The following is a 21,517-nucleotide window of genomic DNA, read 5'->3' as shown; positions in this document are numbered from 1 at the left end:
TGGCTTCAAGGGCGAGAAACCGCATGAGTAGAGAGAACCAGGTTCGTCAGTCATTATTCGATATTGAGCGCGCATTGAGAGAAAGCCCTTTCTGGCAGGTTGTTCCGCCAGAAGACGAGGCGTTTAACAGCACTGAGCCTTTCAGCCTGGATACCATGAAACCCGAAGAGTGGTTGCAGTGGGTCTTTTTACCGCGTATGCATGCTTTACTGGATAGCGAATTAGCGTTGCCCGCTGAGCTGGCTTTGCTTCCCTATTTTGAAGAAGCGCTGGAAGGCACGCCAGAAGAGACGGCGGCGATCCTGTTGCGTATCGGGCTGCTCGATGAGCTGTTCCGCCCGGATGCACAGGATGGCGCAGTACACGATGCTTGAGATTATTTATCAGGATGAGCATCTGGTCGCTGTCAATAAACCTAGCGGCTGGCTAGTTCACCGTAGCTGGCTGGATCGCAAAGAAAAGGTCGTGGTGATGCAGACCGTGCGCGATCAAATAGGCCAGCACGTGTATACCGTTCATCGTCTCGACAGGCCGACATCCGGCGTGTTGTTGCTCGCGCTGTCCAGCGAGGTGGCGCGTGCGTTATCCCAGCAGTTTGAATCACACCAGATGCAGAAAATGTATCATGCCGTTGTGCGAGGCTATGTGCTGGATGACGGCGTGCTCGACTATGCGCTCACCGAAGAACTGGACAAGATCGCCGACAAGTTCACTAATCCTGATAAGGCACCGCAGCCCGCTGTCACGCATTATCGTTCTTTGGCGCAGGTCGAAATGCCGGTTGCCATCGGTCGTTACCCAACGGCGCGCTACAGTCTGATGGAGCTGAAGCCGCAGACCGGGCGTAAACATCAACTCCGCCGCCATATGTCACACCTCCGTCATCCCATTATCGGCGATACCGCGCACGGTGACCTGCGACACAACCGCGGCATGGAGACGCATTTCTCCTGCGGCAGGCTTATGCTACATGCCAGCGAGCTGCAACTGGATCATCCAGTGAGCGGACAGCCATTGACGTTGCAGGCCCGCTGGGATGCGCCGTGGCAGGGGGTGATGACTCAATTTGGCTGGCAGGGGATTCTCCCTGAGTTTGAAGGGGTTGAGTTTCCTGCCGACTCGGGTCAGGATAGCGAGCACGTCGTCGGGTAATATCTGCCGTATAACTTTTATATCAAACACATCGAATTCAAAAGGGAGTCAGACGCATGGCGCAGATTGGTATTTTTGTTGGTACGGTCTACGGGAATGCATTGCTGGTGGCCGAAGAAGCCGAAAATATCCTCAGGGATCGTGGCCATGAGGTTAAGGTTTTTGAAGATGCGACGCTGGAATCCTGGTTGGGCTACCGCGAGCAGACGGTTTTAGTTGTCACGTCGACGACGGGACAAGGCCAACTGCCTGATTCTATTGTTCCGCTTTACGCCGCACTGCGTGATAAAGGCGGTTACCAGCCTGCGCTGCGCTATGGCGTGATCGCGTTGGGCGATAGCAGCTACCCGAATTTCTGCGCGGGTGGGCATCTTTTCGATGCACTATTGCAGGACATCGGTGCTAAGCGTCTGGGCGACGTTTTGGAAATTGATGCCGTCGAACATCCAGAACCGGAAGTGATGTCATGCCCGTGGGTTGAAGGATGGTCTGATTTGGTTGATGCATAGTGATTCTGTGCTGAAATGAGAAACGGGAGCCTGTCGTGCTCCCGTTTTCGTTGCGGCCTGTTAGCGATGATCGTGTTTAGCGGTTCTTGGTCAGTTTCTCTAAATCCGCTTCGATTTCGGTAATTTTGTTGGAAACGACGCTTTCCAGATGACGCAGATCGTCAAGGATTTTGCGTTTCAAATCGACTTCAACCTGTTCCTGTTGGCAGATCTTGTCTAACTCATCAATCACATAGCGCAGATTTGGGCTGATCTCATTGATCTCTTTATAGCCCTGCCCGCTGTTGTCTGCCACGATGGTCTTACGCTGGCGTGGGTATTTGAATTTCACGCTTTTGGCGAAAAACTCGCCCTTATCTTTACGAAAATAGATCTTCAGGATGTCGTTGTTCGCTTCCTGACGCAGGCTATAGCGGTCGATATCATCGGGATTGGTAATGCCCAGGCTTTTTAGATTGTCATACATAGCGTCACCTTCTATGGTAAAAAAAACGGCGGGTGATTAACCCGCCGTTTCTAGTTTAGTCGATGGAGCGTAATAACTCATTGATACCCACTTTGCCGCGGGTTTTCGCATCCACTTTCTTCACAATGATTGCACAGTACAGGCTGTGGCTGCCATCTTTAGACGGCAGGTTGCCGGAAACCACAACGGAGCCTGCTGGGACGCGGCCATAGTGAATTTCTCCGGTTTCACGATCGTAAATACGGGTGCTTTGGCTGATGAACACGCCCATGGAGATGACGGAACCTTCCTCAACGACAACGCCTTCCACGACTTCAGAACGCGCACCGATGAAGCAGTTATCTTCGATGATGGTTGGGTTAGCCTGTAATGGCTCCAGAACACCACCGATGCCGACGCCGCCGGACAGGTGAACATTTTTACCGATCTGAGCACAAGAGCCTACGGTTACCCACGTATCGACCATGGTGCCTTCATCAACGTAAGCGCCGATGTTGACGTAAGACGGCATCAGTACGGTGTTACGTGCGATATAAGCACCGCGACGCACGCTGGCTGGTGGTGCAACGCGCACGCCTTCACGCTGGAAACGTGCTTCATCATAGTCAGCGAATTTCATGGGTACTTTGTCGAAAAAGCGTGTTTCTCCGCCTTCGATAAGTTGGTTATCGTTAATACGGAAAGAGAGCAGCACGGCTTTCTTCAGCCACTGATGGGTAACCCACTGGCCGTCGATTTTCTCTGCAACGCGCAGGGCGCCGCTATCCAGCAGGCTGATAGCCTGATTGACGGCTTCACGCGTGACGGTGTCTGCGTTTGCCGGAGTGATTTCAGCGCGGCGCTCGAAAGCCGTCTCAATGATGTTCTGTAGTTGTTGGTGCATCCTGATTTCTCTTTCCTGATTGTGAAAATTAACTCAATGGTACTTTATCGTTTGGGTTAAGGGCTTCTGTCAACCGTTCTTGCAATTTAAGGCGTAAATCCGGCTTTAATGCCCGTCTGTCGCTGTCTGCCAGGATGAAAAGATCCTCTACCCGCTCGCCGATCGTGGAAATGCGTGCGCCGTGCAGCGACAGGTTGAGATCGGCAAAAATCTCACCGATACGTGCCAGCAGCCCCGGCTGATCGAGCGCGCTAAGTTCCATGTAGCTGCGTCTGTCCGTATGTGTCGGCAGAAAGTTAACTTCCGTTGGCACGCTGAAATGGCGCAGCTTGGGTGACGGTCGGCGCACGCGCGGGTGTTGATAATGCCGGTGCGTCAGCGACTGTTCGAGCGCGTGGCGTATCATTTCATGCCGATCCTGCGCCAATGGGCTGCCGTCGGGTTCCAGTACGATAAACGTATCCATCGCCATGCCGTCACGGCTGGTAAAAATTTGCGCGTCGTGCACGCTAAGGTTGCGTCGATCTAACTCGCCGGCAACCGCTGCGAAAAGATAAGGTCTGTCCGGACTCCAGATAAAAATCTCTGTACCGCCACGGCTGGCCTGATGGCTGATCAGCACCAGCGGTTTGCTGACATCATGCTCCAACAGGTGACGCGCGTGCCAGGCTAGCTGATTTGGCGAGTGGCGCAGGAAATAATCGGCCCGGCAGCGGCTCCAGATGCGGTGCAACGCTTCTTCGTCAATGTTATCCATACGCAGCAGCGCCAGCGCCTGCAAGCGGTGATGGCGGACACGTTCGCGTAAATCCGGCGTATTTTGCATGCCGCGGCGCAGCTGTTTCTCTGTCGCGAAATAGAGTTCACGCAACAGGCTTTGTTTCCAGCTGTTCCACAGCGTTTCATTGGTGGCGCAGATATCCGCAACCGTCAGGCTGACCAGATAGCGCAAGCGGGTTTCGCTCTGCACTTCGGTAGCAAATTGCTGAATGACGGTAGGATCCTGAATGTCGCGACGCTGTGCGGTGACGGACATCAGCAGATGGCAGCGCACCAGCCAGGAAACCAGTTGCGCTTCGCGTGAATTCAACCCGTGCAGCGCGGCAAATTCCAGCACGTCCTGCGCACCCAGTTCAGAGTGATCGCCGCCGCGGCCTTTCGCAATATCGTGGAACAGGGCGGCCAGCAGCAATAATTCGGGCTGAGGCAGGCGAGGGTAAAGTTCTACGCACAGTGGGTGCTGTGGCCGCGTCTCCTCGTCGGCGAAGCTTTCCAGCTTGAGCAGGACGCGAATCGTGTGTTCATCCACCGTATAAGCATGGAACAGATCGAATTGCATTTGACCGACAATGTTTCCCCACAGCGGCATGTACGCCCACAGCACGCTGTGGCGATGCATTGGCAGCAGCGCACGACTCACCGCATGCGGGTGGCGCAGAATATTCATGAATAGCTGGCGCGCTTCTGGGATGGTGCAGAGCGGGCTGGCGAGGTGACGACGCGCATGGCGCAACTGGCGCAACGTGGTGGAGTAAATACCGTTGATGTCACGGTTACGCACCATCAGGTAGAACATGCGCATGATGGCTTCCGGTTTTTTAATAAACAGGTTTTCATCACGCAGATCCACCAGATTACCGCGTAGCTGGAATTCATCGTCAATCGGACGAGGTTTCTCACTCGCATCCAGTGCCAGAATCGCTTCGTCAAAGAGCTGCAACAGCATCTGGTTCAACTCGCTGACGCGGCGCGTCATGCGGTAGAAATCCTTCATCATGCGCTCTACTGGCGTGTTGCCTTCGCCCTGATATTGCAACAGCTGCGCGACGTTAAGCTGCCTGTCGAACAGCAGCCGGTTGTCGTAACGCGGCAGGATCAGATGCAGAGCGAAGCGGATGCGCCACAAAAAGCTTTGGCACTCGTTCAGCTCTTTACGTTCGGCCTCTGTCAGGAAGCCGAACCCCACCATCTCATTCAGCGAGGTGGCGCCGAAGTGGCGTCTCGCGACCCACAGCAGCGTATGAATATCGCGTAGCCCGCCAGGGCTGCTCTTGATGTCGGGTTCCAGATTGTAGCTGGTGCTGTGATAGCGTTGATGGCGTTCCTGCTGTTCGGCGATTTTTGCCGGAAAAAACGTGGATGACGGCCAAAATTCGTCACTGAACACGTGTTTTTGTAGCGTGAGAAACAGGGCGACGTCGCCGCATATCATGCGCGATTCGATCAGGTTAGTTGCGACGGAAATATCGGCGCGCCCTTCCTGTAGGCACTCTTCCAGCGTTCTGACACTATGGCCGACTTCCAGTTTCAGATCCCACAGCAGGGTGATGAATTGGCCGACGCGCTGGGAATGTTCCTCACTCAGCGCCGTCTGGCTTAAAACCAGCACATCGATATCGGAAAGCGGATGCAGTTCACCACGGCCATATCCGCCTACGGCGACCAGCGAGGTCTGGGCGATATTTTCAAAACCGTAGAAATACCACAGCCGCTGTAACAGGCGATCGATGAATAAGGTTCTGGCATCTATGAGTTTTTCTGCGCTGACGCCGGCGCGGAATTCTGAACCGAGCCAAAGTTGAAACAGTTCCAACTGCTGTTTTAACGTCTGGCAATTCAGCATGTCATCCGCGTAGGTCAGCGGTGACGCGGGGAGCTGTACGGGGGCTGTGGTGTCTGCCGGGCTGTCTGGTGAGGACGCATCGGGTGGCGTACTGTCTGGCGAAAAGCGGTTATCTGTCATAGCGCAGCCCAAAAAAAGCCGGCATTCGCCGGCTTAGTGTTTACTGTTCATGCGTGATGATGTTGGGGATGGTGTCATCCTTTCGCAACGTCATTATTTCGCAGCCGTTATCGGTTACCACAATAGTATGCTCGTACTGTGCCGACAAGCTGCGATCTTTGGTTTTTACCGTCCAGCCGTCTTTCATGGTACGAATGCGGAAATCACCGGCATTGAGCATTGGTTCGATGGTAAAGGCCATACCTGCCTGCAGTACCACGCCGCCGTCATCCGCATCGTAGTGCAGCACCTGTGGCTCTTCGTGGAAGCCTTTACCAATGCCGTGACCGCAATACTCACGCACTACGGAGAAATTGTTCCCTTCCGCAAACTGTTGGATTGCTTTGCCCAGCGTGCGCAGACGGATGCCCGGTTTCACCATTTTCAGCGCCAGGTAGAGGCTTTCCTGCGTGATGCGGCAGAGGCGCTCGCCCAGAATGGTCGGTTTTCCCGCGATGAACATTTTTGACGTATCACCGTGGAAACCATCTTTGATGACGGTGACGTCGATATTAACGATATCGCCATCCTTCAGGATTTTGTCATCGCTTGGAATGCCGTGACACACCACTTCATTAACGGAAATGCAGACGGATTTCGGGAAGCCGTGATAACCCAGACTGGCAGAAATAGCCTGCTGCTTGTTGGTGATATGATCGTGGCAGATTCTGTCCAATTCGGCAGTGCTCACGCCCGGTACCACATGGGGTTCGATGATTTCCAGGACTTCGGCAGCCAGACGGCCAGCGACGCGCATTTTTTCGATGTCTTCAGGAGTTTTAATTGAAATTGCCATTGGTGGTCGTCCGCAGGTGTCATTTAAGACACGAGAATTAAGATGAATAACTAATAACTTATGTTACCAGTCCTGCCGCTGGCTTGCCAAACTATCATTCTGATTCGTGGACGATTGAATAACAAATGTTGGTGTCGCTGGGGGATTTATGGTATAAAGCGCGCCGATGATCCGGCTGGATATCGGTTATACGGTACCCAACCACATCGACTAAACTCACTTTGTGTAAATAACACACACATGTCGGCACGTTCGCCGGGGTGCTCCTGAGGTGTTTCACCGGATGGGGTCGGCGCAATGGGACATGTGGAGGCATAACCCCATACTTAATTAATAGAGGTAATCATGGCAACTGTTTCCATGCGCGATATGCTCAAGGCTGGCGTACACTTTGGTCACCAGACCCGTTACTGGAACCCGAAAATGAAGCCATTCATCTTCGGTGCGCGTAACAAAGTTCACATCATCAACCTTGAAAAAACTGTACCAATGTTCAACGACGCTCTGGCTGAGCTGAGCAAAATTGCTTCTCGCAAAGGCAAAATTCTGTTCGTTGGTACTAAGCGCGCAGCAAGCGAAGCGGTAAAAGATGCAGCCAACAACTGCGATCAGTTCTTCGTGAACCATCGTTGGTTGGGCGGTATGCTGACTAACTGGAAAACCGTTCGTCAGTCCATCAAACGTTTGAAAGATCTGGAAACCCAATCTCAAGACGGCACGTTCGACAAGCTGACCAAAAAAGAGGCGCTGATGCGCACTCGTGAACTGGACAAGCTGGAAAACAGCCTGGGCGGTATCAAAGATATGGGCGGTCTGCCAGACGCGCTGTTCGTTATCGACGCCGATCACGAGCACATCGCAATCAAAGAAGCTAACAACCTGGGTATTCCGGTATTCGCCGTGGTTGATACCAACTCCGATCCAGATGGCGTTGACTACATCATCCCTGGTAACGATGACGCAATCCGTGCAGTTAGCCTGTACCTGAGCGCTGTTGCTACTGCTGTCCGCGAAGGCCGTTCTCAGGATCTGGCTGTGCAGGCAGAAGAAGGCTTAGTAGAAGCTGAATAATAAGTCTGGCTCGTTGAGCCCTTATTAACCAGGTAGTACTAGTTTGGTTAGGGGCCTTTTTATGGCCCCTTTTTCACTTTTAAAGCTGTTTGGTCGTGACGACCGGGCAGAACAAATCTTCCGAGGATTTTAGAATGGCTGAAATTACCGCATCCCTGGTAAAAGAGCTGCGTGAGCGTACCGCTGCGGGCATGATGGAATGTAAGAAAGCGCTGGTTGAAGCTAACGGCGACATCGAGCTGGCAATCGAAAACATGCGTAAATCCGGCGCAATCAAAGCTGCTAAGAAAGCAGGTAACGTTGCTGCTGATGGCGTAATCAAGACTAAGATCGACGGTAACTACGCTGTGATCCTGGAAGTTAACTGCCAGACTGACTTCGTTGCTAAAGATGGTGGTTTCCAGGCATTTGCTGACAAAGTGCTGGACGCTGCAGTTGCAGGCAAAATCACTGATGTTGACGTGCTGAAAGCACAGTTCGAAGAAGAGCGTGTTGCGCTGGTTGCGAAAATCGGTGAGAACATCAACATTCGCCGCGTTTCTGCTCTGGAAGGCGAAGTTCTGGGTAACTACCAACACGGTGCGCGCATCGGTGTTCTGGTTGCTGCTAAAGGTGCTGACGAAGAGCTGGTTAAACACCTGGCTATGCACGTTGCTGCAAGCAAGCCTGAATTCGTTAAGCCTGAAGACGTGTCCGCTGAAGTGGTAGAGAAAGAGTACCAGGTTCAGTTGGAAATCGCGATGCAGTCTGGCAAGCCGAAAGAAATCGCAGAGAAAATGGTTGAAGGCCGTATGAAGAAATTCACCGGCGAAGTTTCTCTGACTGGTCAGCCTTTCGTTATGGATCCAGCCAAATCTGTTGGTCAGCTGCTGAAAGAGCACAATGCTGACGTGACTAACTTCATCCGTTTCGAAGTGGGTGAAGGTATTGAGAAAGTTGAGACTGATTTTGCTGCTGAAGTTGCAGCGATGAGTAAGCAGTCTTAATCAGTAAAAAAAAGAGCCGCCAGTTGGCGGTTCCTTTTTATCCAGCCCAAATAGTTTCAGTACGCTTGGCTTCCTGCATTCAGATAGGTGCCGGGTGGAACAGTTTTGATGTTTACAACCCCCCAATACGACGACAGCCTGTAGGATAAGAACACCATGGCAACCAATGCAAAACCCGTCTATCAACGAATCCTGCTGAAGCTCAGTGGCGAAGCTTTACAGGGAACTGAAGGTTTTGGTATCGATGCGAGCATTCTGGATCGCATGGCTCAGGAAGTGAAAGAACTGGTTGAGTTAGGCATTCAGGTCGGTGTGGTTATCGGCGGTGGTAACCTGTTTCGTGGCGCGGGTCTGGCTAAAGCGGGTATGAACCGCGTTGTGGGCGACCACATGGGAATGCTGGCGACCGTCATGAATGGTCTGGCAATGCGTGATGCGTTGCACCGTGCCTATGTGAACGCTCGCCTGATGTCGGCCATTCCCCTGAATGGCGTCTGTGACAATTACAGCTGGGCGGAAGCGATTAGCCTGCTGCGTAATAACCGCGTGGTGATTTTCTCCGCCGGTACCGGTAACCCTTTCTTTACCACGGATTCTGCGGCTTGCCTGCGCGGCATTGAGATTGAAGCAGATGTTGTATTGAAAGCGACCAAAGTTGATGGCGTCTATTCTGCCGATCCGGTAAAAGATCCTTCAGCAACGTTATACGATTCGCTGACCTATCAGGAAGTGCTGGAACGTGAGCTGAAAGTGATGGATCTTGCTGCGTTCACGCTGGCACGCGACCATAATTTGCCGATCCGCGTTTTCAACATGAACAAACCTGGCGCACTGCGTCGCGTTGTCATGGGTGAAAAAGAAGGGACGTTGATTAGTCAGTAATAACGGCTAATCCCGATTATGGGGTAATATATTCTCAGTATTGCTCCATACGTCAGCCGAGCGCTGGCATTAATTATTCACCGGATCATGTACTGACATGGTCCGCCAGGCAACCAGTTTTCAAGGGTTCACAACGTGACTAATGAAATCAGAAAAGATGCTGAAACGCGCATGGACAAATGTGTTGAAGCGTTTAAAAACCAGATCAGCAAAATCCGTACTGGCCGTGCATCGCCTAGCATTCTCGATGGCATCCAGGTTGAATACTATGGCAGCGCAACGCCACTGCGTCAGGTTGCTAACGTTGTCGTAGAAGATTCCCGCACGCTGGCGATTACGGTATTCGATCGTACGCTTGGCCCGGCAGTTGAGAAAGCTATCATGGCTTCCGATCTCGGCCTGAACCCGTCTTCTGCTGGCACCGTCATCCGTGTTCCGCTGCCGCCATTGACGGAAGAACGCCGTAAAGATCTGATTAAAGTCGTTCGTGGCGAAGCGGAGCAAGGGCGTGTTTCTGTACGCAACGTGCGCCGTGATGCTAACGATAAACTGAAAGCGCTGCTGAAAGATAAAGCGATCAGCGAAGATGAAGAACGTCGTGCACAGGACGACGTGCAGAAACTGACTGATAACTTCATCAAGAAAGTAGATACAGCACTGGCAGAGAAAGAAGCGGAGCTGATGGAGTTCTAATCAGCCTGTTAGATATTGCGTCGCAGGAAACGTGTGGGCTTGCCCCTTTTTCCGGCGGCGCTTTATTTTTTGTACAAGGAATGGGTGAAGGCCAGCCCCTCTGGGTAGTAAACAATTTTTTGCTATGTATAGGTCTGCGGCTGTCGTGACTGTGATCGATAGCAGAGATATATCATGGTAATCGTCTCAGACTCGTGTACCTTCCTGTCATCAAATCCGGTTATTCAGAGCATTTTTAATGAAGCAACTGACAATTCTTGGTTCCACTGGTTCTATTGGCGTCAGTTCGCTGGCCGTCATTAAAGCCAACCCCGATAAGTTTTCTGTGCGCGCGCTATCCGCCGGTTATAACGTCAAGCTGATGCTGGAGCAGTGTCTCACTTTCCAACCCGCCTATGCCTCAATGGCTGATGAAGCCTCTGCAACGTCTCTGCGTCAGCAGTTGGCGGAGTACGGCTGCAAAACGGAGGTTTTGGCTGGAGAGCAGGCGGCGTGTGACCTTGCTGCATTGGATGGCGTCGATCAGGTCATGGCCGCGATTGTGGGAGCAGCAGGATTATTGCCGACGCTGGCGGCAATTCATGCCGGAAAACAGGTCTTGTTGGCGAATAAAGAATCACTGGTTACCTGCGGGCGTCTCTTTATGGACGCCGTAGCGCAAAGTGGCGCACAGCTTTTACCGATTGATAGCGAACATAATGCGATTTTTCAGAGTTTACCTGAGCAAATTCAGCGTCAATTAGGCTACGCTTCATTGTCGCAGCATGGTGTCGAACGGATTATTTTGACTGGGTCTGGCGGACCGTTTCGTGAGACAGCGGTGTCGGCGTTGGCAGACATGACGCCGGATCAGGCGTGTGCGCATCCAAACTGGTCAATGGGGCGCAAAATTTCGGTTGATTCCGCCACGATGATGAACAAAGGGCTGGAGTATATCGAAGCGCGCTGGCTGTTTAACGCTTCTGCTGAGCAGATGGAAGTCATTATTCATCCGCAGTCAGTGATTCACTCGATGGTGCGTTACCGTGATGGTAGCGTTCTGGCGCAGTTAGGCTCGCCTGATATGCGTACGCCGATTGCCCATGCGATGGCTTACCCTGAACGTGTGACATCGGGCGCAAAAGCGTTAGATTTTTGCCAGATTGGCGCGCTGACATTTTTGGCGCCGGACTATGCGCGCTATCCTTGTTTACAGTTGGCAATTGATGCCTGTAATCAGGGTCAGTCGGCCACGACGGCATTGAACGCCGCGAATGAAATTGCGGTAGCGGCATTTTTGCAGTCGCAGATTCGCTTTACGGATATTGCGGCGGTAAATCGGTATGTTATTGAACAACTTACATTACCAGAGCCTGCCAGCGTTGATGATGTTCTTGACATCGATCGCTGGGCCAGACAGACCGCAGCACAGATCCTGACACACTACGCGCGATAGCCGGATAGACCCGTGGCACAATTTGTTCATGTGCGGTGGAGGTGGTATAGTCTGCGCCACTCAGTGGTTGATTATGTGAAAGTTGTTTAATCGACCATTAAGCTAAGCCGTGATCGTTCACGGCTTTTTTTGCGCTAACGGGGTCTGATGTTACGGAAGGACTGTTGTATTTCTTGCTTGAGGAAATAAGTACGCGTTATGCCGTCCGATAATCAAAAAAATACTCACGATCTGCCACCCGCCGGACCGCGGCATGTTGCCATTATCATGGATGGCAATGGTCGCTGGGCGAAAAGCCGGGGGAAAATGCGGATTTTTGGCCATCAGGCTGGTGTAAAGGCTGTGCGACGTTCTGTCAGTTTTGCAGTAAGCCAAGGACTGGACGCACTAACGCTTTACGCATTTAGTAGTGAAAACTGGAACCGTCCGGCGCAGGAAGTTTCCGCACTCATGGAACTGTTTGTTCGGGCGCTGGACAGCGAAGTAAAAAGTCTGCACAAGCATAATGTCCGCTTGCGGGTGATCGGTGATATCGGTCGCTTCAGCCCGCGTTTACAAGAACGCATTCGCCGTTCAGAGGCGCTGACAGAAAAGAATCAGGGGCTCACACTGAATATTGCCGCGAATTATGGCGGCCGTTGGGATATTATTCAGGGAGTACGGCAACTTGCAGAGCAGGTTCAGGAAGGCATCCTGCGCCCTGATAGCATTAATGAAGCGTCATTATGTCAGTACATCTGTCTGAATGATCTGGCTCCGGTTGATTTGGTGATCAGAACCGGTGGAGAACACCGCATCAGTAATTTTCTTCTGTGGCAAATTGCTTATGCTGAACTTTACTTTACTGATGTCCTCTGGCCTGATTTCGATGAACAAGTCTTTGAAGGTGCGCTGAATGCTTTTGCACAACGCGAGCGCCGCTTCGGGGGAACAACACCTATCGATGCTGATGCATCCTAGGGGGAACTTTTGCTGAAGTATCGCCTGATTACTGCTTTTATTTTGATCCCAATTGTTATTGCGGCGCTGTTCTTGCTGCCTCCTCTGGGATTCACGCTTGTTACGCTGGCTGTCTGTATGCTGGCGGCATGGGAATGGGGTCAGTTGGCAGGGTTTGCCTCTTATGGTCAACGCCTGTGGCTCGCGATCCTGTGTGGTTTCTTGCTGGCGCTGATGCTGTTGTCACTCCCGGCCTACCATTATTCCGTCCATATTCCGCAAATCAGTATCGCACTCTGGTCATCGCTGGTGTGGTGGGGTGTGGCGTTGCTGTTGGTTCTGTTCTATCCGGCTTCTGCCTCCTTCTGGCGCCATTCGCGCGCATTGCGGCTGGTGTTCGGCATCATGACGATCGTGCCGTTTTTCTGGGGCATGGTCGCGCTTCGTCATTATAATTACGCGATTAATCCGTTCACGGGTGCCTGGTGGCTGCTGTACGTCATGCTGCTGGTGTGGGGAGCGGACAGTGGTGCCTACATGTTCGGTAAATTGTTTGGTAAGCGTAAACTCGCGCCAAAAGTTTCGCCGGGTAAAACCTGGGAAGGCTTTCTCGGCGGTCTGGCGACCTCAGCGCTTATCTCCGTGCTGTTTAGCCTCTATGCGCCATTAACGGTCTCCCCCTCGACGTTGCTGATTTGTTCTATCGCCGCTGCGTTGGCCTCGGTACTGGGTGATTTGACGGAAAGCATGTTCAAACGCGAGGCGGGCATCAAAGACAGTAGCCATTTGATTCCGGGGCACGGTGGTGTGCTCGATCGTATCGACAGCCTGACTGCTGCGGTTCCTGTGTTCTCTTGCCTGATGCTGCTGCTGTTTAAAGTGGCTTAGAATAAAGCGGTAGAGCTATTTATGCTGAGTTTTCTCTGGAATCTTGCCGCGTTTATCATCGCACTGGGTGTGCTGGTCACCGTCCATGAGTTTGGGCATTTCTGGGTGGCTCGCCGCTGTGGTGTGAAGGTCGAACGCTTCTCCGTTGGCTTTGGTCGCGCAATATGGCGTCGTCGCGATCGTACCGGTACAGAATTCGTGATCGCGCTAATCCCGCTTGGCGGCTACGTCAAGATGCTGGATGAGCGCGTCGACACGGTTGCGCCAGAATTCCGCCACCAATCATTTAACAGTAAAACGGTCTGGCAGCGTGCGGCTATCGTCAGCGCTGGCCCGATTGCCAATTTCCTGTTTGCCATTGTGGCGTACTGGCTGGTGTTTATTCTCGGCGTGCCGGGCGTTCGTCCTGTTGTGGGTGAAATACTGCCCAACTCCATCGCGGCGCAAGCGGAAATGTCGGCGGGAATGGAACTAAAGTCAGTAGATGGTATCGAAACGCCTGATTGGGATACTGCGCGTCTGGCGCTGATCGGTAAAATCGGCGATAGCGAGGTGGTGATTGGAACCGCACCGTTAGGTTCTGACCGTGTCGTCCAGAAAACGCTGGATTTGCGCGATTGGCAGTTTGAGCCTGATAAGCAAGATCCTGCCGCTTCGCTCGGGATTATTCCGCGCGGTCCGCAAATTGAGCCGGTACTGCATCAGGTGCAGGCTGGGTCAGCGGCGGAAAAAGCAGGTTTGCAAGTCGGTGATAGGATCGTTAAAGTCGACGGGCAGGTGCTAGCGCAATGGCGTGATTTCGTCATCGCCGTGCGTGATAACCCCGGACAATCTATTGCGCTGGAGGTAGAGCGAAACGGTGCAGCAGTACCGTTGACGTTAACGCCAGACAGCAAATCTGTGGGGAGTGGCAGAGTTGAAGGGCTGGCGGGCGTTATGCCAAGTGTGACGCCACTGCCTGAAGAATACAGGACTGTGCGCCAGTATGGGCCGTTTAGCGCAATCTACCAGGCAACAGATAAAACCTGGCAACTGATGAAATTGACCGTCAGTATGTTAGGGAAACTGGTTATGGGTGATGTTAAGCTGAACAACCTGAGTGGTCCCATTTCGATTGCTCAGGGCGCAGGAATGTCAGCAGATTATGGATTGATTTATTACCTGATGTTTTTGGCCTTAATCAGCGTCAATTTGGGGATCATCAATCTGTTCCCTCTGCCGGTATTGGATGGTGGACACCTGCTCTTTCTTGCGGTTGAAAAGCTGAAGGGCAGGCCGGTTTCTGAGCGTGTGCAGGACGTTAGCTATCGCATTGGTACAGTGTTGCTGATGTTGTTAATGGGACTCGCACTTTTCAATGATTTCTCTCGTCTCTAGGCGCGGGATTAGGTTAGGAAAAACGCATAACAACGATGGCGATCAAAAAGTTGCTCATAGCGTCGCTGCTGTTCAGCAGCGCAACCGTATACGGTGCAGACGGGTTCGTAGTGAAGGACATTCATTTCGAGGGCCTGCAAAGAGTTGCCGTCGGGGCGGCACTACTTAGTATGCCAGTCCGCGTTGGTGATACCATCGGTGACGATGATATCGGTAATACCATCCGTGCCTTGTTTGCGACCGGAAATTTTGAAGATGTTCGCGTCCTGCGAGACGGCGGAACGCTGATTGTGCAGGTGAAAGAACGTCCAACAATCGCCAGCGTCACGTTTTCCGGCAATAAGTCAGTCAAAGACGACATGCTGAAAGAAAACCTGGAGGCCTCCGGCGTGCGCGTCGGTGAAGCGTTGGATCGCACCGCACTCACCAGCATCGAAAAAGGACTGGAAGATTTCTACTACAGCGTGGGTAAGTACAGTGCATCGGTTAAAGCCGTTGTCACGCCACTTCCGCGTAACCGTGTAGACCTGAAACTGGTCTTCACGGAGGGCGTTTCCGCCAAGATCCAACAGATTAATATTGTCGGTAACAAAGCGTTCAGCTCCGACGAATTGATCTCGCGTTTCCAACTGCGTGATGAAGTGCCGTGGTGGAACGTGGTTGGCGATCGCAAATACCAGAAACAAAAATTGTCCGGCGATCTGGAAACCCTCCGGAGTTTCTATCTGGATCGCGGCTATGCGCGTTTCAATATTGATTCCACACAGGTGAGTCTGACGCCAGATAAAAAAGGCATCTACATCACCATCAACATGACGGAAGGCGAGCAGTACAAGCTGTCCGGCGTGACGGTGAAAGGTAATCTGGCTGGTCACTCCGCGGAAATCGAAGGGCTGACGAAGATTGAACCGGGTGAACTCTACAACGGGACGAAAGTGACCCGGATGGAAGAGGACATCAAGAAACTGCTGGGTCGTTATGGCTATGCCTATCCGCGCGTGGTAACACAGCCGGAAATTAATGATGCAGACAAGACGGTGAGATTAAACATCAACGTTGATGCCGGTAACCGTTTCTATGTGCGCCATATCCGCTTTGATGGTAACGACACATCTAAAGACACTGTCCTGCGCCGTGAAATGCGTCAGATGGAGGGGGCCTGGTTAGGTAACGATCTGGTTGAACAGGGCAAAGAGCGTCTAAACCGACTGGGATTCTTTGAAAGCGTTGATGTAGAAACGCAGCGCGTTCCCGGCGTCGTCGATCAGGTTGATGTAACGTATAAAGTCAAAGAGCGTAATACCGGTACCTTCAACTTTGGTGTCGGTTTCGGTACAGAAAGTGGCGTGAGCTTCCAGGCCGGGGTTCAGCAGGACAACTGGCTGGGAACGGGTAATTCTGTTGGTATCAGCGGGACGAAAAACGACTACCAGACGTATGTTGAACTGTCACTGACCGACCCGTACTTTACCGTCGATGGCGTTAGCCTCGGTGGCCGCATCTTCTATAACAAATTTGAGGCGTCAGACGCCGATCTGTCCGACTATACCAACGTGAGTTACGGCGTTGGCAGTACGCTGGGCTTCCCGATTAACGAGAATAACTCACTGCGTGTCGGTCTGGATTATGTACATAACGATCTGTCGGATATGAGACCGCAGGTGGCGATGTGGCGTTATCTGAATTCTGTGGGTGTAAATCCCGAAGTTGTTGTTGGCAATAGTAATAAGTCGAGTGCGGACTTTAAAGCGAACGATTTCTTCCTGAATACCGGATGGTCGTATAACAATCTGGATCGCGGCTACTTCCCGACGAAAGGAACACGTGCGTCTGCGAATGTGAAAGTCACGGTGCCGGGCTCGGATAACGAATACTACAAACTGACGTTTGATTCGGCGAGTTACTATCCGTTGACCGAGAGTGGTAAGTGGGTGGTGATGGGCCGTACGCGTGCGGGCTTTGCTGATGGTCTCGGTGGTAAAGAAGTGCCGTTCTACGACAACTTCTATGCCGGTGGTTCCAGCACGGTGCGTGGCTTCCAGTCGAATACCATTGGTCCTAAAGCGGCATATTACAACTGTGCCACAACTTCAACGCCTTATTCGAGCTGCGCAATTGATAAAACCAGGCTAAATGACGCCGTGGGCGGTAACGCGATGGCCGTGCTGAGTGCGGAACTGATTGTGCCGACGCCGTTTATCAGCGACAAATACGCGAGCTCCGTCCGTACTTCCTTCTTTGTCGATGGTGGTACGGTGTGGGATACCAACTGGGAAAATACCCCTGAAACGATTGCCGCAGGCGTGCCGGATTACAGCAAAGCGAGCAACTTCCGTGTTTCCAGCGGTATCGCGTTGCAATGGATGTCTCCGCTTGGGCCATTGGTCTTCTCCTATGCCCAGCCGGTTAAAAAGTACGATGGAGACAAGTCGGAACAATTCCAGTTTAACATTGGCAAAACCTGGTAGTGTGACGTCAATAGGTCGTATGCAGGGAATGTCGCATCGTTGCTCGTGAATATGAACGGTTGAACATAAGCCGTTCATACTATGACGCGATGCTCATAATTAAAGTGTTAAGACACAAATAGGTTAGGTTGAGGAGTTTATAGTGAAAAAGTGGTTATGTGCCGCAGGCCTCGGTTTAGCATTGGCTGCTTCAGCCAGCGTTCAGGCTGCTGACAAAATTGCCGTTGTTAACGTCTCCAGCATTTTCCAACAGCTGCCGCAGCGTGAAACCGTTGGCAAACAGCTGGAAAACGAGTTCAAAGGCCGTGCTTCTGAACTGCAATCTATGGAAAACGATTTACAGACCAAGATGCAGAAGTTGCAGCGTGATGGTTCTACCATGAAAGCGAGCGATCGCAGCAAAATGGAGAAGGACGTCATGGCGCAGCGTGAGCAGTTCTCTACCAAAGCGCAGGCTTTTGACCAGGACAACCGTCGTCGTCAGATGGAAGAACGCAACAAAATCCTGAGCCGTATTCAGGATGCCGTGAAAGCTGTTGCAACCAAAGAAGGCTATGATGTTGTGATTGACGCTAACGCTGTTGCGTATGTCGCCAATGCGAAAGACATTACTGCTGATGTGCTGAAACAGGTTAAATAATACATGTATTCAATTCGACTGGACGCGTTAGCTCAACAGTTGGATGCACAATTACACGGTGATGGCGATATCGTCATCACCGGTGTTGCTTCTATGCATTCGGCAAAAACTGGGCAAATTACGTTTCTTTCCGACAGTCGTTACCGTGAGCAACTGGCTGGGACGCAAGCGTCAGCGGTCGTGCTGACGGAAGCGGATTTACCTTACTGTCAGGTTACTGCGCTGGTAGTGAAGAATCCCTACCTTACCTATGCGCGTATGGCGCAACTGCTGGATACCACGCCACAACCGGCAACCGATATTGCGCCGAGCGCGGTTATCGCGCCAGACGCGACGCTGGGGCAGCAGGTATCCGTTGGTGCAAATGCCGTCATCGAATCTGGCGCACAGTTGGGTGATGGCGTTGTTATTGGCCCCGGCTGCTTTATCGGTAAAGATGCCCGCATTGGTGCCGGTACCCGTTTGTGGGCAAATGTAACGATTTATCACCGCGTTGAGCTGGGTGAGCATTGCCTGATCCAGTCGGGAACGGTTATCGGTTCAGACGGTTTTGGCTATGCCAACGATCGCGGTAACTGGGTGAAAATCCCGCAGTTAGGAACGGTCAGAATTGGTGATCGGGTTGAGATCGGCGCAAGCACCACTATCGATCGTGGCGCGTTGGATGATACGGTCATTGGCAATGGTGTTATCATTGATAACCAATGTCAGATTGCGCACAACGTCGTGATTGGCGACAATACCGCGGTAGCGGGTGGCGTCATTATGGCGGGGAGCTTGAAAATTGGTCGTTATTGCATGATCGGTGGTGCCAGCGTAATTAACGGGCACATGGAAATCTGCGATAAAGTGACGGTAACGGGAATGGGGATGGTCATGCGACCCATCACAGAACCTGGGGTATACTCTTCGGGCATTCCTTTGCAACCCAACAAAGTATGGCGTAAAACCGCAGCGCTGGTGATGAATATTGATGAGATAAGCAAACGGTTGAAAGCCGTTGAACGAAAAGTCGATAACGTTTAATCACTCGCGTTTTTATTTGCGGCCTGCCTGAAGACACCTAATTTAGGGTCTGCGCAGGCCGTGTTGTTGATGGCATCAGTTTTTATGGACAGGAAGAGTATTTTGACTACTGACACTCATACTCTGCATATTGAAGAGATTTTAGAACTATTACCGCACCGTTTCCCATTTTTATTGGTTGATCGGGTACTGGATTTTGAAGAAGGGAAGTTTCTGCGGGCGGTGAAAAACGTCTCTTTCAACGAACCCTTCTTCCAGGGCCATTTCCCGGGCAAACCGATTTTTCCCGGCGTGCTGATTCTGGAAGCGATGGCTCAGGCCACTGGTATTCTGGCGTTTAAAAGCGTGGGTAAACTGGAACCGGGTGAGCTGTACTATTTCGCCGCGGTGGACGAAGCGCGCTTTAAGCGCCCTGTGCAGCCAGGCGATCAAATGATCCTTGAAGTTGAATTCATCAAAGAGCGTCGCGGCGTTGCACGCTTTAAAGGTGTTGCCAAAGTTGATGGCGAAGTGGCCTGCGAAGCGTCAATGATGTGTGCTCGCCGTCGGGAGTCCTGATAACGTGATTGATCAAACCGCCTTTATTCACCCAAGTTCGATTGTTGAAGACGGTGCCATCATTGGCGCTGGCGTTCATATTGGCCCGTTCTGCTATATCGGTTCTCAGGTTGAGATCGGTGCGGGTACGGTGCTGAAATCACATGTCGTCGTCAATGGCGTCACTAAAATTGGTCGCGATAATGAAATCTATCAGTTCACGTCAATTGGTGAAGTGAATCAGGATCTCAAATATGCTGGGGAACCGACCCGCGTTGAGATTGGCGATCGTAACCGCATCCGTGAAAGCGTCACGATTCATCGCGGCACGACACAGGGCGGTGGGTTGACTAAAGTCGGTAGCGATAACCTGTTGATGATCAACACGCATATCGCGCACGACTGCGTGGTGGGCAATCGCTGTATTCTGGCGAATAACGCAACGCTGGGTGGTCACGTTTCCGTCGATGATTTTGCGATTATCGGTGGGATGACGGCAGTACACCAGTTCTGCATCATCGGTGCTCACGTTATGGTGGGCGGATGTTCTGGTGTGGCGCAAGATGTGCCGCCATATGTTATCGCGCAGGGTAACCATGCCACGCCGTTTGGCCTGAACATTGAAGGTCTGAAGCGTCGTGGATTCGAGAAAGATACTCTGCACGCGATCCGTAACGCGTACAAGCTGCTCTACCGCAGCGGTAAAACGCTGGACGAAGTGAAGCCGGAAATTGAAGCGCTGGCGGCGGAACACCCGGCTGTGCAGGCGTTTACCGATTTCTTTGCCCGTTCTACTCGCGGCATCATTCGTTAATCCATGTCATCACGTCCTTTGACTATTGGGCTGGTCGCCGGGGAAACTTCCGGCGACATCCTTGGCGCAGGCCTGATCCGAGCGCTAAAAGAAAAGGTGCCCGATGCGCGGTTTGTCGGCGTTGCTGGACCGCGTATGCAGGCTGAAGGCTGTGAAGCCTGGTACGAGATGGAAGAGCTGGCCGTCATGGGCATTGTTGAAGTGCTGGGTCGGCTTCCTCGCCTGCTGAAAATTCGGCGGGATTTGACCCAACGTTTCAGCGAGCTTCAGCCCGATGTCTTCGTGGGGATTGATGCACCTGATTTCAACATCACGCTGGAGGGGAACCTCAAGCAGCGCGGCATCAATACCATTCACTACGTCAGCCCGTCCGTGTGGGCATGGCGTCAAAAACGCGTTTTCAAAATAGGTAAAGCGACCAATCTGGTGCTGGCCTTTTTGCCTTTTGAAAAAGCGTTTTACGATCGTTTCAATGTGCCTTGCCGCTTTATCGGCCACACGATGGCCGATGCAATGCCGCTGCATCCCGATAAGCAGGCCGCACGTGCGACGTTGGGCATTGCGCCAGAGGCGCACTGTCTGGCGCTGCTGCCGGGTAGCCGCAACGCAGAAGTAGAAATGCTTAGCGCCGATTTCCTCAAGACCGCTGTGCTGCTGCGCGAGCATTTTCCCGATCTGGAAATTGTCGTTCCGCTGGTGAACAGCAAGCGGCGTGAACAGTTTGAGCAGATCAAAAGCAGTGTGGCCCCCGATTTGCGCGTGCATCTGCTGGATGGACAGGCGCGGGAAGCCATGATTGCCAGTGATGCGGCGCTATTGGCATCCGGTACGGCGGCGCTGGAGTGTATGCTGGCAAAATGCCCGATGGTGGTGGGTTACCGCATGAAACCCTTTACCTTCTGGCTGGCACAGCGTCTGGTCAAAACACAGTGGGTGTCGCTGCCGAATTTGCTGGCTGGGCGCGAACTGGTGACGGAATTGCTTCAGACCGACTGTACACCTGACAAACTGGCCGCTGCGCTATTGCCGCTGTTTGCAGATTCGGATAAAACGGCTGCGCTGCGTACGACATTTGTGGATTTGCATCAGCAGATTCGCTGTAACGCTGATGAGCAAGCGGCTCAGGCGGTACTGGAATTAGTCAAGCCGCGTTAATAAAACCCTATTCGTAAG

Annotated in this window: 21 protein-coding genes; 17 read left to right on the top strand and 4 right to left on the bottom strand. The window is 52.3% G+C overall.

Translation table 11 applies throughout. The features are described 5' to 3' along the window. Positions 1-23 precede the first annotated feature (23 nt). From WCT94_RS00555 to WCT94_RS00545, 3 genes are read left to right on the top strand one after another with little or no spacing between them, the layout of a single operon-like run. Positions 24-374 (top strand): YqcC family protein, encoded by a 351-nt coding sequence (locus WCT94_RS00555; protein WP_012773624.1) that lies wholly within the window; start codon positions 24-26, stop codon positions 372-374. Further along, positions 367-1,152 carry a tRNA pseudouridine(65) synthase TruC gene (truC, locus tag WCT94_RS00550; RefSeq protein WP_336867649.1) on the top strand — a complete coding sequence of 262 codons (786 nt, stop codon included), beginning with the start codon at positions 367-369 and terminating at the stop codon, positions 1,150-1,152. The genes WCT94_RS00555 and truC overlap by 8 nt, the downstream gene beginning before the upstream one ends. A 56-nt stretch (positions 1,153-1,208) precedes the next feature. Further along, positions 1,209-1,661, top strand: coding sequence for a flavodoxin (locus tag WCT94_RS00545; RefSeq protein ID WP_336867231.1), 453 nt, complete (start codon positions 1,209-1,211; stop codon positions 1,659-1,661). Between the two features lie 76 nt (positions 1,662-1,737). Here WCT94_RS00545 and WCT94_RS00540 read toward each other — a convergent pair whose 3' ends face one another. Genes WCT94_RS00540 through map form a run of 4 tightly spaced genes read right to left on the bottom strand, consistent with a single transcriptional unit; the run spans position 1,738 to position 6,588 of the window. Beyond that, positions 1,738-2,127, bottom strand: coding sequence for a DUF3461 family protein (locus tag WCT94_RS00540; protein WP_010284811.1), 390 nt, complete (start codon positions 2,125-2,127; stop codon positions 1,738-1,740). A gap of 55 nt (positions 2,128-2,182) precedes the next feature. Further along, positions 2,183-3,010, bottom strand: a complete 828-nt coding sequence (dapD, locus tag WCT94_RS00535) for a 2,3,4,5-tetrahydropyridine-2,6-dicarboxylate N-succinyltransferase (RefSeq protein ID WP_225087144.1) — start codon at positions 3,008-3,010, stop codon at positions 2,183-2,185. A gap of 28 nt (positions 3,011-3,038) precedes the next feature. Then, positions 3,039-5,753 (bottom strand): bifunctional uridylyltransferase/uridylyl-removing protein GlnD, encoded by a 2,715-nt coding sequence (gene glnD, locus WCT94_RS00530; protein WP_336867228.1) that lies wholly within the window; start codon positions 5,751-5,753, stop codon positions 3,039-3,041. Between the two features lie 40 nt (positions 5,754-5,793). After that, positions 5,794-6,588 (bottom strand): type I methionyl aminopeptidase, encoded by a 795-nt coding sequence (gene map, locus WCT94_RS00525; protein ID WP_319846843.1) that lies wholly within the window; start codon positions 6,586-6,588, stop codon positions 5,794-5,796. 345 nt (positions 6,589-6,933) lie between these two features. On the opposite strand from map, the gene rpsB reads away from it, so the two are divergent. The 14 genes from rpsB (at position 6,934) to lpxB (ending at position 21,499) form a co-directional block, all read left to right on the top strand. Then, complete coding sequence (gene rpsB / locus WCT94_RS00520) at positions 6,934-7,659, top strand: 30S ribosomal protein S2 (protein ID WP_010284816.1); 726 nt, start codon at positions 6,934-6,936, stop codon at positions 7,657-7,659. 134 nt (positions 7,660-7,793) lie between these two features. Continuing rightward, positions 7,794-8,645 (top strand): translation elongation factor Ts, encoded by an 852-nt coding sequence (tsf, locus tag WCT94_RS00515; protein WP_010296401.1) that lies wholly within the window; start codon positions 7,794-7,796, stop codon positions 8,643-8,645. A gap of 156 nt (positions 8,646-8,801) precedes the next feature. Further along, on the top strand, positions 8,802-9,527 hold the full coding sequence (pyrH, locus tag WCT94_RS00510) for a UMP kinase (RefSeq protein ID WP_012773631.1): 726 nt from the start codon (positions 8,802-8,804) through the stop codon (positions 9,525-9,527). Positions 9,528-9,662: 135 nt separating this feature from the next. After that, on the top strand, positions 9,663-10,220 hold the full coding sequence (gene frr, locus WCT94_RS00505) for a ribosome recycling factor (protein ID WP_012773632.1): 558 nt from the start codon (positions 9,663-9,665) through the stop codon (positions 10,218-10,220). 238 nt (positions 10,221-10,458) lie between these two features. Beyond that, positions 10,459-11,655, top strand: a complete 1,197-nt coding sequence (ispC, locus tag WCT94_RS00500; protein ID WP_336867224.1) for a 1-deoxy-D-xylulose-5-phosphate reductoisomerase — start codon at positions 10,459-10,461, stop codon at positions 11,653-11,655. A gap of 198 nt (positions 11,656-11,853) precedes the next feature. Continuing rightward, a complete protein-coding gene (gene ispU / locus WCT94_RS00495) occupies positions 11,854-12,615 on the top strand; it encodes a (2E,6E)-farnesyl-diphosphate-specific ditrans,polycis-undecaprenyl-diphosphate synthase (RefSeq protein ID WP_012773634.1) in 762 nt (253 codons plus the stop codon). A gap of 9 nt (positions 12,616-12,624) precedes the next feature. Then, on the top strand, positions 12,625-13,482 hold the full coding sequence (gene cdsA, locus WCT94_RS00490; RefSeq protein ID WP_336867220.1) for a phosphatidate cytidylyltransferase: 858 nt from the start codon (positions 12,625-12,627) through the stop codon (positions 13,480-13,482). 21 nt (positions 13,483-13,503) lie between these two features. Then, entirely contained in the window at positions 13,504-14,859 is a 1,356-nt protein-coding gene (gene rseP / locus WCT94_RS00485; RefSeq protein ID WP_336867219.1) for a sigma E protease regulator RseP, read from the top strand. Between the two features lie 35 nt (positions 14,860-14,894). Beyond that, positions 14,895-17,327 (top strand): outer membrane protein assembly factor BamA, encoded by a 2,433-nt coding sequence (gene bamA, locus WCT94_RS00480; protein WP_336867217.1) that lies wholly within the window; start codon positions 14,895-14,897, stop codon positions 17,325-17,327. Positions 17,328-17,469: 142 nt separating this feature from the next. After that, complete coding sequence (gene skp, locus WCT94_RS00475; protein ID WP_012773638.1) at positions 17,470-17,967, top strand: molecular chaperone Skp; 498 nt, start codon at positions 17,470-17,472, stop codon at positions 17,965-17,967. 3 nt (positions 17,968-17,970) lie between these two features. Beyond that, positions 17,971-18,993, top strand: coding sequence for a UDP-3-O-(3-hydroxymyristoyl)glucosamine N-acyltransferase (gene lpxD, locus WCT94_RS00470; RefSeq protein WP_180742186.1), 1,023 nt, complete (start codon positions 17,971-17,973; stop codon positions 18,991-18,993). A gap of 102 nt (positions 18,994-19,095) precedes the next feature. Next, positions 19,096-19,551: a 3-hydroxyacyl-ACP dehydratase FabZ gene (gene fabZ, locus WCT94_RS00465; RefSeq protein WP_010284842.1), complete on the top strand. Its 456-nt coding sequence runs from the start codon at positions 19,096-19,098 to the stop codon at positions 19,549-19,551. Positions 19,552-19,555: 4 nt separating this feature from the next. Continuing rightward, positions 19,556-20,344 (top strand): acyl-ACP--UDP-N-acetylglucosamine O-acyltransferase, encoded by a 789-nt coding sequence (gene lpxA / locus WCT94_RS00460; RefSeq protein ID WP_012773641.1) that lies wholly within the window; start codon positions 19,556-19,558, stop codon positions 20,342-20,344. A gap of 3 nt (positions 20,345-20,347) precedes the next feature. Beyond that, positions 20,348-21,499, top strand: a complete 1,152-nt coding sequence (gene lpxB, locus WCT94_RS00455; RefSeq protein WP_180778216.1) for a lipid-A-disaccharide synthase — start codon at positions 20,348-20,350, stop codon at positions 21,497-21,499. Positions 21,500-21,517 lie beyond the last annotated feature (18 nt).

The sequence above is a fragment of the Pectobacterium sp. 1950-15 genome, from assembly GCF_037136835.1.
Classification (GTDB): Bacteria; Pseudomonadota; Gammaproteobacteria; order Enterobacterales; family Enterobacteriaceae; genus Pectobacterium.
This window is presented reverse-complemented; position numbering and strand designations above follow the sequence as displayed.